This window comes from Vibrio sp. PID23_8, assembly GCF_003584965.1.
Classification (GTDB): Bacteria; Pseudomonadota; Gammaproteobacteria; order Enterobacterales; family Vibrionaceae; genus Vibrio.
In genome coordinates this window covers 88706-101877 of sequence record NZ_LIXE01000001.1, presented here as the reverse complement: position 1 = coordinate 101877, position 13172 = coordinate 88706, and the positions used below count along the sequence as shown (strand labels likewise).

Genomic DNA, 13172 nt, shown 5'->3' with positions numbered 1-13172 from the left:
CTTTGTTTTTAGGTATTAATATTGACTGAGCTTGTCGTAGCGACTGTCTTTCAATGCGTCCTTTACACGCTTTAGGTTTTCCCGGAACCCAGCTCCGCGACGTAGCGTAAAGCCAGTGGCCAACACATCGATTACCGTCATCTGAACTACGCGGCTTGCCATTGGCATGTAAACGTCGGTGTCCTCAGGGACATCTAGGGTAATAGCTAACGAGCTTGCTTTTTCCAACGGCGAATCTTTTGCTGTAATTGCGATGACTGTCGCTCCGTTTTCACGAGCAAGGTTCGCAATCTCTACTTGGCTCTTTGTTCTGCCTGTATGCGAAATAAGTACGACCACATCGTTGTCACTGCAATTAATACAGCTCATTCTTTGCATCACAATGTCTTCAAAACAGGTGATTGGAATGTTAAAGCGAATAAACTTGTTTTGAGCATCACGAGCGACCGAAGAAGAGGCACCTAGACCAAAAAATGAGATTCGTTTTGCTTGCGTCAATAGGTCTACAGCTCGATTCACTTGCATTGCATCTAAGCTATTTTTGGCTACATCCAAACACGCCATTGTGGATTCGAAAATTTTATGCGTGTAAGCATCGGGACCATCGCTTTCTTCAACGTTACGGTTAACGTAAGGTGTCCCATTCGCAAGGCTTTGTGCAAGGTGGAGTTTAAAATCTGGAAAACCTTTGGTATCCAGACGACGGCAGAAACGGTTAACGGTTGGCTCACTCACGTCCGCCATTTTAGCTAACGTGGCAATGCTCGAATGAATCGCAGTTTGTGGAGACGCCATAATCACTTCTGCGACTTTGCGCTCTGATTTACTGAAATTCTCCAGATTTTTTTGAATTTTTTCTAATGTATTCATAGTGTTCACGAGGGTATAGAGAACAACTCGCTGGTTCTGTTAACAGTGGATACATCATCGTATCTAGGTCGAGAGAGGCGTTAACAAAAGCGACCAGCGCCATAAAACCAGTATAAACCTGAACCACAATCTGGCTAAAACAAATACGGTTACTATTTAGCGAGAATTTGACAAACCTCAAACAAAATGTTCAATAAAATACAGAATTGAATGTGAGATCGTGCCTTTGTACTCTTAGTAGCACAGTATTGATGTTTGAGTTACACCAAAAACGAAAGAAATTTTCAAATTGGTGTAACTCACACAGAAGGTTAAGAATTGAAAATGTCGTGGACAGTATCTTCAATTTTTGTCATTAAACTCGGTGTTTGCAGAGCAATTTCTCTTTGCTCTTCAAGCACCGAGTTAAGAATGTCTTTGGTAGTCAATGGGTTAGCTAAGACGACGCGAAATACGATGGTATCCATACGTTGCCATTGGGCTGGGTTTAATCGAGTACGAGACACAAATGACTTGCCCGTTTCACGTTGACGCTTCTGAATAAACTGTGTGAGTTGGTTGATCAACTCGTTGAGTTTTTGTTTTTGTGCGCCTTGTGCTTTTTCTAGTGCCGCGCGCATATTTGCTGGTAAATAGCGGTAGGTCAGTAAACAAAGCTCTGGGTCCGAGACCAGTTCAAAATCATCTTGCTGTTTGATTAGATCTGCAAAGTAACGTGCTTTCTCAATACTTTGGTCTATTAGCAGTTCATAGCCTGGACGGCTGATGATGTGCATTGCTGCATAAACTAGCATGGCCATTCCCGAGCGTGAGCCTTCAAGCGTATGACTGCCTAGGTCTTTTGAACCTTTACGCAGAATATATTGCGCGTGATGCTCTACCGATTTCATTGCATCGGGATCTTTGAAAAGCACCATTCCAGCACCCATAGGTATATAGAGCTGCTTGTGGGCATCTATTGTTACCGAGTCTGCTAACTCAACGCCATCAAGTAGCTGACGGTAATGATTCGACATCAACGTCGCACCACCCCACGCAGCATCAACGTGGAAATGGCAATTATGCTCTTCGCAAACTTGTGCGATTTGAGGAAGAGGGTCAACATTACCCGTTTCTGTGGTACCGGCCACACCAACAACCGCAAATGGTTTGATGTTTTGTTTTTCTAACTCTCCAATCTTGGCCTTCAGATCGTCAACAATAATGCGGTTATTTGCGTCAGTCTTAACAGCAACTAAGCCATCCTGACCAAGGCCCAATACATCCGCTGCTTTTTTCAGAGAGTAGTGGCCTCGCTCAGATACAAGAATCGCTAAACCGTCGTAGCCATAATGCTTCATGGCTTTAAACAGGCCTTCTTTCTCAACACCTTTAAATGAACCATCGGCTTTGAGTGCTTTGTTACGAGCCACCCAAAGTGCGGTTATGTTAGCAATCGTTCCCCCAGAACAAAACGCACCAAGTGAGTGATTTGCGCTGTGCATCCACTTGCTATAGAAATCGTCGTTTTGCGCATAGATAAGACGATGTAGCATACCTAACACCTGACGCTCCAACGGCGTGAAGGCTTTAGATGTCTCGATTTTTACTAAGTTTTGGTTCAACGCTATCATGATCTTAGAAAGCGGCATTAAGAAGTAAGGCAGTGCCGATGTCATGTGACCGATAAAGCTAGGTGCCGAAGTATGAACCGAGTGGGAAACTAAAGTATCGAGCAGATGTTCAGTATGGGCAGAAACGAATTCTGGTTGTTCCGGGATCTGAGCAGAAGAAAAGTCTTTCTCTATTTCATGTAAAGGCTTTTCTTCTGCCACGATGTGTTCGCGAAGAAACTGGTTTAAGTTTTGCGAGAGACTTAGTTCTATTTTTGTCAACGTAGAGTCTGGACCTTCAGGAATTGTGAAGATCTTTAGCAAGCTCTCGAGGCTAACGTCAGCGGTTTTTTGTTCCTTAACCATAGCAAAGAATCTTTGTAGTTATTTGGTAATGCGAGCGGTACAATCTAAACCAAAACGGGCGCAATGTCCCGTTTTTATTATTGAAATGAATGTTGCCTAAATGGAATCTCTAGGGAAGTTAATTGCACTTCTGCTGTTCAATTTTAATAATTGATTGATTGTATTTGTTCAGTGCAGTATCAATCTGTTTTGGGTGGCTGAGTAAGTCCGCAAATGCTGAACGAAGTTCGTAGTTTTTTGGATGATTGGTAGACTGGCGATCATTGAAAGTTCGTTTTGCAACGTCTCCCAGCTTGTCGCTACGAGTTGCCAGTTGCTTGACATCATGTTGTTCAAGTTTTAGCCATGCTTCGATTGGTTGCTCGGTGGCAACGCGGCTTGGCTCATTTTTGAGGAAATAATGAACGGCTTCTCGATTTAATTCGAAATGGTGTTTTCGACCTTCCAAAAACCATTGGCTTACTTCGACCAATTCTGGGTACTGAGAGACAGTCAAGTCGACAAGATCCTGATACCACTGCAATGAAGCACCAACATAACCGTCATATTTGTTAGACAGGCATTGTTGATCTGCAGCAAAAGTTAAAGTTGAGCTGGTAGCCAGTAACGCGGCAACGACAAAGCGTTTCATTGTTATTCCTTCTGTTTGTTCTACCTGAATAGCATCGATATGCAAGGTTAGTGATAATGACTATATTTGCAAGCTTACACGCGATATTAGGTTGCTCAGGTGGCGTAATTTTTGCCGTATTGTAATGGATGTTAACGAGTATTCCTGAGATCTAGCTAGCAAGTGATACAAAGAAAAGCATCATGACAGGAACAAGTAGGCTTAGGATAAAGCCGCTAACAATCGCAACAGGCACACAACGAACCCCTCCTGTGGTTTGAATCACGGGTAGAGTGAAGTCCATTGCAGTAGCGCCAGCATAGCCAATGGCGGTGCAAGGGTAACGACGAATAAATAGTGGAATTGCCACGAGCGCAACTAATTCACGCATCAATTCGATTAAGAATGACGCACCACCGAAAACAGGCCCAAAAGCATCACCCATCAAAATGCCAGCGAGTGAATACCAACCAAATCCTGAAGACATCGCAAGCGCTTTATACAAAGGTATATCAAGAAAAACAGAAGCCATTGCTCCGCCTATCATACAAGTGGCAATTATGATGCTAGCAATCGCCATTCCTTGTTTATTAAGCAAGATTTGTCTTAATGTGAGGCCACTGTTGCGTAGCTGAATGCCAATAAAAAACAGGAGGAGAAATAAAATCCATTCACTGGCGGTGTCTACCCAAGAAAGCCCTATCGGCAAGAGAAGGCCAAGTACTAATCCTCCGCCGACAACGATAATGAGCTTACAGGATTCCAGCACCATTGAAGATAAAGGAAGATTTTTTTGAGATTGATCGGTCTGCAATGGAAGCAATTTATCAACGATAGGTAAAGCGCATAGGTTACATAGGCTCAAGCAGACAAAAAAGGTACCAGCATAAAGTAAAATGGTCTGTAAATTACTGCCTAGGTTGTCTAATGCCGCTAAGCTCAAGCCCATTAAAGACAATATGACATAAATGAGGTACGACGTTGATTGATTTATTTTCTCAAGAATAGAAGCACGAGAAATTGGTATTAAATACCCCACAACAAGTGGGGCGAAGATAAATAACATCCCTGAAAACATAAAGCTCAAGCATTCCTTATGAGGCAAGTCGAGTAAATTAAACCCTCATGCATGATGACGGGGCATTAGATTTTACGTGACTGTGTATTGTTGATGTAATAATTAGAGACCGCTGGTACGTAGAACGTCGTTGATTTTATTTTTGAAGAGCGTGTCATTCATGTTGCTTAAATCAAACAAAACTTCAGCGCCAGTGACATTAAATTCGACTTCGTGGTCTTCAATTCGCTCATCTTGACTGCGGAACATCAGCAAGTGATTGGCAATTCGCGCGATGTCTAAATAGCTAACATCAGGTCTGATTTCTTGATACTTTTCATTCGATGAGACTTCTCTAAAGTCATTATCAAACCCCCAACTTTCCAAAACCAGTTTACTGGTCGCTGAGCAACGAGTTTGGAAAATTTGCAAAGCAATATCAGCGTCGAGGTAATTCCCTTTATCCAAGTAAAGGTGGTATTCGCTAATTAAGCAGAATAAGCCTATATCCGCTAATAAACCGACCAGTAATGCCTTTTCTTGTTCAAGGTGCCCATAAGTGTCAGGCTCATGTTTACGAAACTCTTGAGCCACCAGTACCATGGTGGCACCAAGCTCTCGTGAAACCGCAGCACTTTTCATCAATATAGCGTTACACTCTTTAGTGAGATTAACGGAATGTTTGAGCTGCTCAATCGATTGAGCGGTTACGATGTCCCTTACTCGAAGAATTCCAAGGCGCGAAACGGCAGTCGTCAAGTCCGTACATGTGATATTGCGACGATTGAACATCACGGAATTGGCAACTCGAATAACTACAGCTGCAAGACCAGGGTCTTCTAAAAGTGCGTTAGCAATTTCAACAATAGTTGTACTTTCATCGGTACAAAGTGTTTGAATTTTTAAGACGACATCAGGGATGGGAGGGAGAGAAATTTTCCCTGTAGAAATCGATTGCTCTACTAACTGAGCGAACTCTGACTCCAGTGCTTTTATGAGCTTGTCTTTATTATTTGGCAGCCAAAAAAATGATAAATGTTCCATTAGAATATTGTGCTAGAGAGCTTTCATACATTTTACATCCACAGCGTGTGACTTTTCAATCAAATGCGCAATCGATAACGATAGTTTTCACGTTTAGCATATGATTATGTGATTATTGATACGTGAACCGTCAAAAAAATAGCGTTCTAATTGTCACTGGTGTGATTTTCGTCACATGTATTGAGTTTGTGATTTGGCATCTGTGACGGAGATCCTAACTTATTTTTTAACGTTAAGTATGATTGACTTAGTTGGTAAGCACAATTCACATAAATATCGCCAACATATCGACATTTTTTTATTCGCAACAAGCTGCTGTTTATCTGGTGACATCGCTAATCGGGGTAATTTATTCAGATTAAAGAGGTCAATGGACATGACAGACCAAGCTTTTTTTAACTATGTAAGTAATTTTAGTAAGTATCAGAAACGCTCAATGTTCGGCGGAATAGGTTTGTTTAGTAATGATGCCATGTTTGCTCTAGTAAGTAACGATAGTTGTTATTTACGTGGTGGAAATGGCTTAGACAAAGAATTTACTCAACTGAACTGCGAAAAATATAAGCACGTCAAAAAACAAACGACGGCAACGGTAAATTATTATGATGTAACCGAGCTTTTTGATTCGGAATTTTCGGGATTGGATGCTCTATTACAAAAATCGATAGATTGCTCAATTAAAGAGCGAAAGTACCAGAAGTCTTCTGAAAGCAGACGCTTGCGTGATTTACCAAACATGCAACTCACTCTTGAACGCATGGTCAAGAAAGCGGGTATTGATGATGTTGATACGTTTTTGTCAATCGGACCAGTAGAAACATTTAATAAAGTGAAAGCGGCATACGGTAGTGATGTTGATGTGAAGCTTTTATGGAAGTTTGCCGGTGCGGTTGACGGTGTGCATTGGAAATTAATCCAAGAGCCGCGCAAGAAGCAACTTCTGGCTATGTGTGAATAAACGATACCGAAGTGGTTTTAAATAAAACTGGTTAACGATGTATACGAGTTGAGGCAACGCGCTCTGAATCTTATATCTTGGAGTCACTTGGGCATATAGCGTTTATGACGATTGACTCGTTTAGGATGAAGTAGGTGAGTCATAAAAGAGAGAATTGAAAGCGGACGAAGGGAAATGGATGCTTTGACTACTTCGTCGAGTTCGTTATCTCAAAATAAAAAACCGAGGCATTACCCTCGGTTTTTATGTTTAGTTCTAATGCTTAAAACTTGAAACGGGTAGTGAACATTACCTGATCACCATAGAAGTCGTTGATACGCGCTTCAGCACCTAGAGAAAATAGCTCTGTAGAGTGGAAACGTGCGTAAGCAGAACCCATCCAATCATCGTCATTGTCAATAGACACGTAACCCACTTTTCCGCCTACTTCTAGTTGAGGCCCAAGCCATTGGCGCACTCCTAGGTTAAGTTCCATACCAACGTCAGTACTACTAGAAGAGGATGGTTGTACAACCCGCATCAGCATTGCACCAGTTAGATCTGCCCAGTTATTGAGTGGTGAGTGGAAACCAAAACCTGCGGCAGAATCGAAATCGCTTTCGAACTCAGAGTCAATACGAGCGATGATGTGCGCGTTTGGGTGAATTGATTTACTAAAACCAGCACCAAATGTTAAAGGGCTTGCACCAATTCTTGCTTCGAAGTAGTCGTAGCTAAAGTTGCTCATGGTTGCCGGGGCGTTGCGATCGTTTGCGGCAAGCGCGTGGCTTGATGCCAACAAAAGGGCTGTGGCTAATAATGTTTTACGCATAACTAACGATAAACCTTGTTCAATGTTTCCATGGATTCAAGTAACCACTTGAACCATATTCTAATTTATTCGACATCATAATAAAAACCATGGTCTACGACCATTAAAAATATGTCGATGTTTTGTCAAATGATGCCATTGTGCTAGTTTCTGAGCAAAAATCGTGCCGCGATGTTAAGGTGATAGATTTAATTATCCGTCATTCGCCAAAGCTACTCCGTCTTGCTGCCATTGCATTTAAGATGGTTTCAGAATCAAGAATGGTGGTCCACGATAATAGATCCTCGTCATTCTCAATCATAAATGTAGTGAGCTGAGCGACGAGAGTTTCTCTTAACTCTTTGCCTGTCCAAGGTTTGGCAATGTAGTAGTCTAGACTCGCGTGGTTTACCGCCTCTACCGTGTCTTCCAAGTCTGCTTGTCCGGTGAGGAGGAGTTTGCGTGCCGCTTTAGTATGACTATTTTGACTAAGTTCAATTAAAAAGCTGATACCCGTTTGTTCTGGCATGATGTGATCGCAAAGAATAAGCGCGAGCTGAACACCATCTTCCGCCAGTTCTTCGATAACTTGCTTCGCTTCCGTAACCGACTGCGCGCCTTCTACAACAAAGTTATCTTCGAATGGGATCAAATCTTGAAGGACACTGTCCAAGACCTCTCTTTCGTCATCCACGCATAAAATCAGATATTTAGTCATTCTTCATTTCCTTCTCGTATGATAGGTAACCAGACTGTCATGCAAGTGAAGTGGCCGACTTCCGATTCCACTTCTATCCAGCCTTTGTGGCTCGCAACGATTTGCTGACAGATAGACAGTCCTATACCTAGGCCGAAGTTACCTTCTTTTTTTGTTGTAAAATTGAGTTCAAAAATGGCTTGTTGTTGTGATTCTGGAATACCGCTGCCATTATCTTTAAATGAAATTACTGCGTAGGTTTGATGGTTTTTTGTGGCTAATTTTGATTGAATCGCGAGTGTCCCTTTTTCAGGGAATGCATCAATGGCATTGGAAATTAAGTTCGTCCAAACTTGTTGCAATGCGACTGGTTGACAAAGTGTATAGGGAAGCTCGGCATAGTCAGTGGTGACATGGTGCATCTTGAGCTTATTCTCAAATATCACTAGCGTATCTTCGATACCTTCATGTAAGTCTGCGTAGTGCAAGCTCTCATCATCCGAGCGGGCATAACCTTTCAAGCTTTTGACCATATCGGCGATTCTAGCGGCACAAACATGAATAGAACGTAGTGATACGCCAGCCTGGTGATAGTGATCCAGTGTGCCGAGTGTTTGTAAAGTGTCCGTTTTTTGGCGTTTTAATTGAGAGATGAGCTCTAAGTCTCGTTCCAGACCTAAATTCACCATTTTTTTGGCTAATGTCCTATTTGGGAGTGCAGGAGTCAGTTGCTTTACTCTCTTTCTTAGTTCGGCCGTTGAGGTGGGAGTTGTACTTTTTGCTCGGGTCAATAATTCCACGCCTTTGGTCTGGATATCCTGGGAGGGGAGCGCGTTAAGTATGAGTTCTAAGGTCGACGAGAGGTTTTCTACCCCCCGCAATATTGCAGCTATGGGGTTGTTTAGCTCATGGGCAACGCCAGCAACAAGCTGACCAAGCATAGCCATCTTCTCACGTTCAATTAATTGCTGGTGAGCAGACTCCAAAGACTCTAAGGTTTTTTGCAATTTTAGTTTTGTATTGATACTACGTTGGAGACGCCGGTTAAAGTGGCGCAACAGCAGGTTAGTGAATAGGGGCAATAGGTTAGAGTTGCTTTGCATCACTTTCCGGAAAACATTGCGATCAAGTTTGATCACTTCAGTTTGAGTTAGCGTGAGTGCCGTTGAAAAGGATCTCTCCCCCGTGACAAAGGACATACCTCCTACAATATTGCCTTTTGAATGACGCACCACTTCTCTTTGCATCCCCAATTCATCCCTTTTATAAAGCGCCACTTCACCTTTGGTAATGAACCACAGAAAACAATTAGGTTCTCCTTCAATGGTCAGAAAGTGTTCAGGGGAATAGGTGCGACAGGCGTTAGTGTCGTCATTTTGTTGGAAAAAGTGCTCTAGTGCACTCACAACTTGCTCGGTTAAATCATGGTCGGAAAGGGCATGATAGTCATTCAAAAAACCAGCTTGGTAGTTGTGCATTTGATGCTCGATGTGAGCGCGCAACAATTTGTGCTGGTCTAGAATTTGACTGTAGTTGAGTAAGTCATCTTTTTCATAGCGCAGAATAAATTGCGTCAGTTCTTTTTGTGCTGTTTGGAGAAGCACGTTGTCCGGAAGAGGCTTAGTTAAACAATGATCGAGTCGGCCTTCGTTAACTGCAGTTAGAATGGCGTCAATGTCTGAGGAACAGCTGATCAGAATTTTTCGGGCCCGTTTAGTGTGAGGCTCTCGGTCAAGTCCAATAAGAAAATCAACGCTATTAAAATTGCCATGATGGCTCGCGATGACGAGGGCGACCGTTTGTTGGCGTAGCTCTATCTCTTTTAATGCAAGTGTTGCTTCTTCTATTGATTCAGCAGAGAGGATATCAAACTTGCTAGAAAAAGCGGTCAGCTCCAATCGAAATTGCTCGGCACTGTTGGGGTTATTATCAAGGCACAATACAGCGTAGCGGTTCACGAGTGTTTGAGCTCCGGTTATCAGTTAGCAAATTTACCATACCAATTTAGTGCGCTAATGAGTGAGAGCTAGGTTTTATTCTTGACTAATGGGCTAGGGTAAGCATCAATACTCTGATTTGTCTCAATGTTTTATCCGCTTTAGGTTTAGGTTAGACTGAACAAAAATACTTAAAAAGTGACATTATGGAAAATTTAAAAAAAATCGGTGCAATCGGTGGTGCTGTTGTACTTGCGCTTTGTTGGCCGCTGGCGGTTGGGCAAATTGGCCAATCCATCATTGAGGATGGTATTGCCAATATGAATGATGGAACAGTTAAGGGGGAAATCGTTAAATACGATCGTGGCTACCTTTCATCTTTGGTGCTGACTCGCTATACGGTTGTCGATCCCGTGTTAAAAACACAGTTGGAGCGCGATGGGTTGGCAACAACATTTGATGTGACTAGCAAGGTAAGCCATGGCCTCACCAGTCTGACGGCTGATTCCACGTTGGTTGATAGCGCTTTCTTACCTCTTACTATGCACAGCCAAACTCAACTTAATGGCAACACGGCATTTACCCTTGATCTCGATAGTTGGAGTTACCAGAATGAAGCACAAGGCGTTTCTTTCTCGACTAGCCCAGTACAAGTGACAGGGGATGTCACCGTGTTAGGTGATTTGAACTATCAAGTGTCTGTGCCTTCTGTTCAAGTCGATTTTGCGAATGGCGAAGAGTTCCACCTCAGTAATTTAACTGGACAAGGTAAAGGCAAGCAAGCAAAAGGGTATTGGTTAGGCGAGCAGACTTTCACGTTACAAAAGTTGGATGTGGTTGATGCGACACTTGTGCCGGTTTTCGTGATAGAGAATGCAAGCTATCGTGGTCATACCAAGTTAGATGAGGCGGGTGAGAAGCTCAATAGCGATCTGAATATTAGCGCGAAGAAAATGCATCTGACAGATGGGACACAAGTAGACGATTTTAAACTGGACTTCTCTATTGCTGATGTAGATAGTCAGTCGTTTGATCAAATAATGTCGATATATCAAAGTTCTCCCCTGTTAGATGATCAAGACATTAAAAGTTTATTGCCTCATATTAATACGTTGTTTGATAAAGGTTTCCGTCTTTCAGTAAACGAACTGTCTTTAGCGTTTGGTGAAGGTAAGTTCCGCAATGAATGGCAATTGTCTGTGCCTCAAGGAACGACTGATATTACTCAGGACCCAATGAAACTCGTGACGGCGACTAATGGCTCATTAAGTACCTATTTTTCTGATGAGTTAGTGGATCTTTACCCATTCATTCAGGAGAGTATTGACGAGTTAATGGTGATGGAATTGATTGAAAAAACTGACAGCGGTTACGAGTTGAAAGCACAAATATCGGACGGAAAGTTGAAGTTCGAAAATGGGCAAGAGTTTTCTTTAATAGCCTTACTCATGCCGGCTTTGATGCAGTAGAGGATTGCTACCCACACCCGTATCGCAGTATCGATATCTTAAGGTCATTTGGGTATACAAAGTGAGTTTTAGCTTTTTCATTTTAAAAAGAGGTCGTAAGACCTCTTTTCTTGTTTTTATCCTTGTAAAAACGTGATATTACTTTCTTTGTAATCTTTATTTAGCAGGAGCAATGAGCATCATGGAACAAAATACGGACAACGTATTTAACTTCAGTGCAGGGCCAGCAGGTCTGCCTAAAGCAGTCATGCAGCAAGCACAAAAGGAGCTAATTAACTGGCAAGGTCTGGGTACTTCAGTGATGGAAATCAGTCACAGAAGTAAAGAATTCATCAAGGTTGCAGAAGAGGCTGAGCAAGACTTGCGCGATCTTCTGAGCATTCCAGATAACTATAAAGTACTGTTTTGCCAGGGTGGTGCTCGAGCTCAATTCGCTGCTGTGCCGCTAAACCTATTAGGTAACGCGGAAACAGCGACTTACATTGATGGTGGATACTGGGCAGAAAGTGCGGTTGTAGAAGCCCAAAAATACTGTGAACCAGATGTATTCAACGCTAAGACTGAAATTGAAGGTAAAGTGGCGATTTTACCTGCAAGTGAGTGGCACATTTCTCCGGATGCGGCGTACGTGCATTTTTGTCCAAATGAAACCATTGATGGTGTTGAAATCAATGATTTACCGGTAACGGACAAACCAATCGTTGCTGATATGTCATCGAACATCTTATCGCGAGAAATCGATGTCTCTAAATACGGTGTTATCTATGCTGGCGCGCAGAAGAACATCGGTCCATCGGGTATTGCAATCGCCATTGTTAGAGATGATCTACTTGGTTTAGCTAAAGAAGTACTGCCAAGTATTCTAGATTACACGGTACTGGCAGAGAAAGAATCGATGTTCAATACGCCACCAACGTTTGCTTGGTATTTATCAGGGCTGGTATTCAAATGGCTCAAAGGGCAGGGTGGTGTCAAAGCGATGGAACAGGTGAATCGTGAGAAAGCACAACTGATTTATGATTACATCGATCAGTCTGATTTCTATAGTAACAATGTATACAAGGTAAATCGTTCATTAATGAACGTACCCTTTCAACTAGCAAAACCAGAGCTCGATGCTACGTTCTTAGAATTGGCAGACGCAAAAGGTTTGAAAGCGTTAAAAGGTCATCGTGCAGTCGGCGGTATGCGCGCGTCGATTTACAACGCAATGCCGTTAGAGGGGGTTCAAGCCTTGGTTGACTTCATGCGCGAATTTGAGCGAGAGTACGCTTAATCACGACCTGTGATATAATCCTTTAAAGCGTCGCAATTGCGGCGCTTTTTGTTTTTCTATAGATGTAAATTTCTAATGGGTGGATGCGCATCGAGCCATCTCGACCTTTACTGTTGTCAAAAGCCTCTTTGACCTTTGTATCAAGCTCGTGACGATTTGCCTCGCGCTGAATAGCCTTATGACGGAGCTTAATCCATAATAAAACCCACTTCGAGAAACCCCGGACACCTTCGCTATACGGACAACAGTGAAGCCCAGCAGGTATTCGCTTAGAGCCTTCCGAGTTGGCTGGTATGGTTGGATCGGTGTATGTTTCGAATGACCAAGAGTACCAAGCGAGAATGGTGCTTACTGAAGACAGATTGAAAAATGAGACGCACCTAGTGTGGGCTACGGTTGACGTTATGGTGCCTGAGGCTGGAATGTCGGCTTACCTGGCAGAATCGGGTCGATAATCGATTTTGCACTTGCTTTGGGAACAGTGAGAGCAAAAGAAAAGGGCTCAT

Annotated in this window: 11 protein-coding genes and 2 pseudogenes; 4 read left to right on the top strand and 9 right to left on the bottom strand. The window is 42.7% G+C overall.

Annotated elements, in window-relative coordinates; translation table 11 throughout:
* Window positions 1-15: 15 nt before the first annotated feature.
* From AK966_RS00445 to AK966_RS00425, 5 genes are all read right to left on the bottom strand, one after another.
* Complete coding sequence (locus tag AK966_RS00445; protein ID WP_099078728.1) at window positions 16-870, bottom strand: MurR/RpiR family transcriptional regulator; 855 nt, start codon at window positions 868-870, stop codon at window positions 16-18.
* Between the two features lie 311 nt (window positions 871-1181).
* Entirely contained in the window at window positions 1182-2828 is a 1647-nt protein-coding gene (panP, locus tag AK966_RS00440; protein ID WP_099078729.1) for a pyridoxal-dependent aspartate 1-decarboxylase PanP, read from the bottom strand.
* 118 nt (window positions 2829-2946) lie between these two features.
* Entirely contained in the window at window positions 2947-3459 is a 513-nt protein-coding gene (locus AK966_RS00435; RefSeq protein WP_099078730.1) for a hypothetical protein, read from the bottom strand.
* Window positions 3460-3610: 151 nt separating this feature from the next.
* Window positions 3611-4516: a lysine exporter LysO family protein gene (locus AK966_RS00430; protein ID WP_099078731.1), complete on the bottom strand. Its 906-nt coding sequence runs from the start codon at window positions 4514-4516 to the stop codon at window positions 3611-3613.
* A 102-nt stretch (window positions 4517-4618) separates the two neighbouring features.
* The gene (locus AK966_RS00425; RefSeq protein ID WP_099078732.1) at window positions 4619-5539 is read right to left on the bottom strand and encodes an HDOD domain-containing protein; all 921 of its coding nucleotides are present in this window, start codon (window positions 5537-5539) and stop codon (window positions 4619-4621) included.
* A 370-nt stretch (window positions 5540-5909) separates the two neighbouring features.
* Between AK966_RS00425 and AK966_RS00415 the strand changes: the two genes are divergently transcribed.
* Window positions 5910-6497: a TfoX/Sxy family DNA transformation protein gene (locus AK966_RS00415; protein ID WP_099078733.1), complete on the top strand. Its 588-nt coding sequence runs from the start codon at window positions 5910-5912 to the stop codon at window positions 6495-6497.
* A gap of 262 nt (window positions 6498-6759) precedes the next feature.
* Here AK966_RS00415 and AK966_RS00410 read toward each other — a convergent pair whose 3' ends face one another.
* The 3 genes from AK966_RS00410 to AK966_RS00400 form a co-directional block, all read right to left on the bottom strand.
* Window positions 6760-7308, bottom strand: coding sequence for a hypothetical protein (locus tag AK966_RS00410; protein ID WP_099078734.1), 549 nt, complete (start codon window positions 7306-7308; stop codon window positions 6760-6762).
* Between the two features lie 199 nt (window positions 7309-7507).
* On the bottom strand, window positions 7508-8005 hold the full coding sequence (locus AK966_RS00405) for a response regulator (RefSeq protein WP_099078735.1): 498 nt from the start codon (window positions 8003-8005) through the stop codon (window positions 7508-7510).
* Window positions 8002-9942: an ATP-binding protein gene (locus tag AK966_RS00400; RefSeq protein ID WP_119463329.1), complete on the bottom strand. Its 1941-nt coding sequence runs from the start codon at window positions 9940-9942 to the stop codon at window positions 8002-8004. Before AK966_RS00400 ends, AK966_RS00405 begins: the two co-directional genes overlap by 4 nt.
* A 185-nt stretch (window positions 9943-10127) precedes the next feature.
* On the opposite strand from AK966_RS00400, the gene AK966_RS00395 reads away from it, so the two are divergent.
* Both AK966_RS00395 and serC read left to right on the top strand, forming a co-directional pair.
* The gene (locus AK966_RS00395; RefSeq protein WP_119463328.1) at window positions 10128-11390 is read left to right on the top strand and encodes a DUF945 family protein; all 1263 of its coding nucleotides are present in this window, start codon (window positions 10128-10130) and stop codon (window positions 11388-11390) included.
* A gap of 181 nt (window positions 11391-11571) precedes the next feature.
* A complete protein-coding gene (gene serC, locus AK966_RS00390; RefSeq protein ID WP_172438081.1) occupies window positions 11572-12666 on the top strand; it encodes a 3-phosphoserine/phosphohydroxythreonine transaminase in 1095 nt (364 codons plus the stop codon).
* 82 nt (window positions 12667-12748) lie between these two features.
* Here serC and AK966_RS00385 read toward each other — a convergent pair.
* Window positions 12749-12933 (bottom strand): annotated as a pseudogene (locus AK966_RS00385) (IS3 family transposase); the annotation flags it as partial.
* Between AK966_RS00385 and AK966_RS00380 the strand changes: the two are divergent.
* Window positions 12930-13121 (top strand): annotated as a pseudogene (locus AK966_RS00380) (D-serine dehydratase); the annotation flags it as partial. The pseudogenes AK966_RS00385 and AK966_RS00380 sit on opposite strands and share 4 nt — an antisense overlap.
* Window positions 13122-13172 lie beyond the last annotated feature (51 nt).

Excerpts from the sequence above, each read along its gene's own strand:
- AK966_RS00445 (WP_099078728.1), bottom strand. The coding sequence starts at position 870 with ATGAATACATTAGAAAAAATTCAAAAAAATCTGGAGAATTTCAGTAAA.
- panP (WP_099078729.1), bottom strand. The coding sequence starts at position 2,828 with ATGGTTAAGGAACAAAAAACCGCTGACGTTAGCCTCGAGAGCTTGCTA.
- AK966_RS00435 (WP_099078730.1), bottom strand. The coding sequence starts at position 3,459 with ATGAAACGCTTTGTCGTTGCCGCGTTACTGGCTACCAGCTCAACTTTA.
- AK966_RS00430 (WP_099078731.1), bottom strand. The coding sequence starts at position 4,516 with ATGTTTTCAGGGATGTTATTTATCTTCGCCCCACTTGTTGTGGGGTAT.
- AK966_RS00425 (WP_099078732.1), bottom strand. The coding sequence starts at position 5,539 with ATGGAACATTTATCATTTTTTTGGCTGCCAAATAATAAAGACAAGCTC.
- AK966_RS00415 (WP_099078733.1), top strand. The coding sequence starts at position 5,910 with ATGGACATGACAGACCAAGCTTTTTTTAACTATGTAAGTAATTTTAGT.
- AK966_RS00410 (WP_099078734.1), bottom strand. The coding sequence starts at position 7,308 with ATGCGTAAAACATTATTAGCCACAGCCCTTTTGTTGGCATCAAGCCAC.
- AK966_RS00405 (WP_099078735.1), bottom strand. The coding sequence starts at position 8,005 with ATGACTAAATATCTGATTTTATGCGTGGATGACGAAAGAGAGGTCTTG.
- AK966_RS00395 (WP_119463328.1), top strand. The coding sequence starts at position 10,128 with ATGGAAAATTTAAAAAAAATCGGTGCAATCGGTGGTGCTGTTGTACTT.
- serC (WP_172438081.1), top strand. The coding sequence starts at position 11,572 with ATGGAACAAAATACGGACAACGTATTTAACTTCAGTGCAGGGCCAGCA.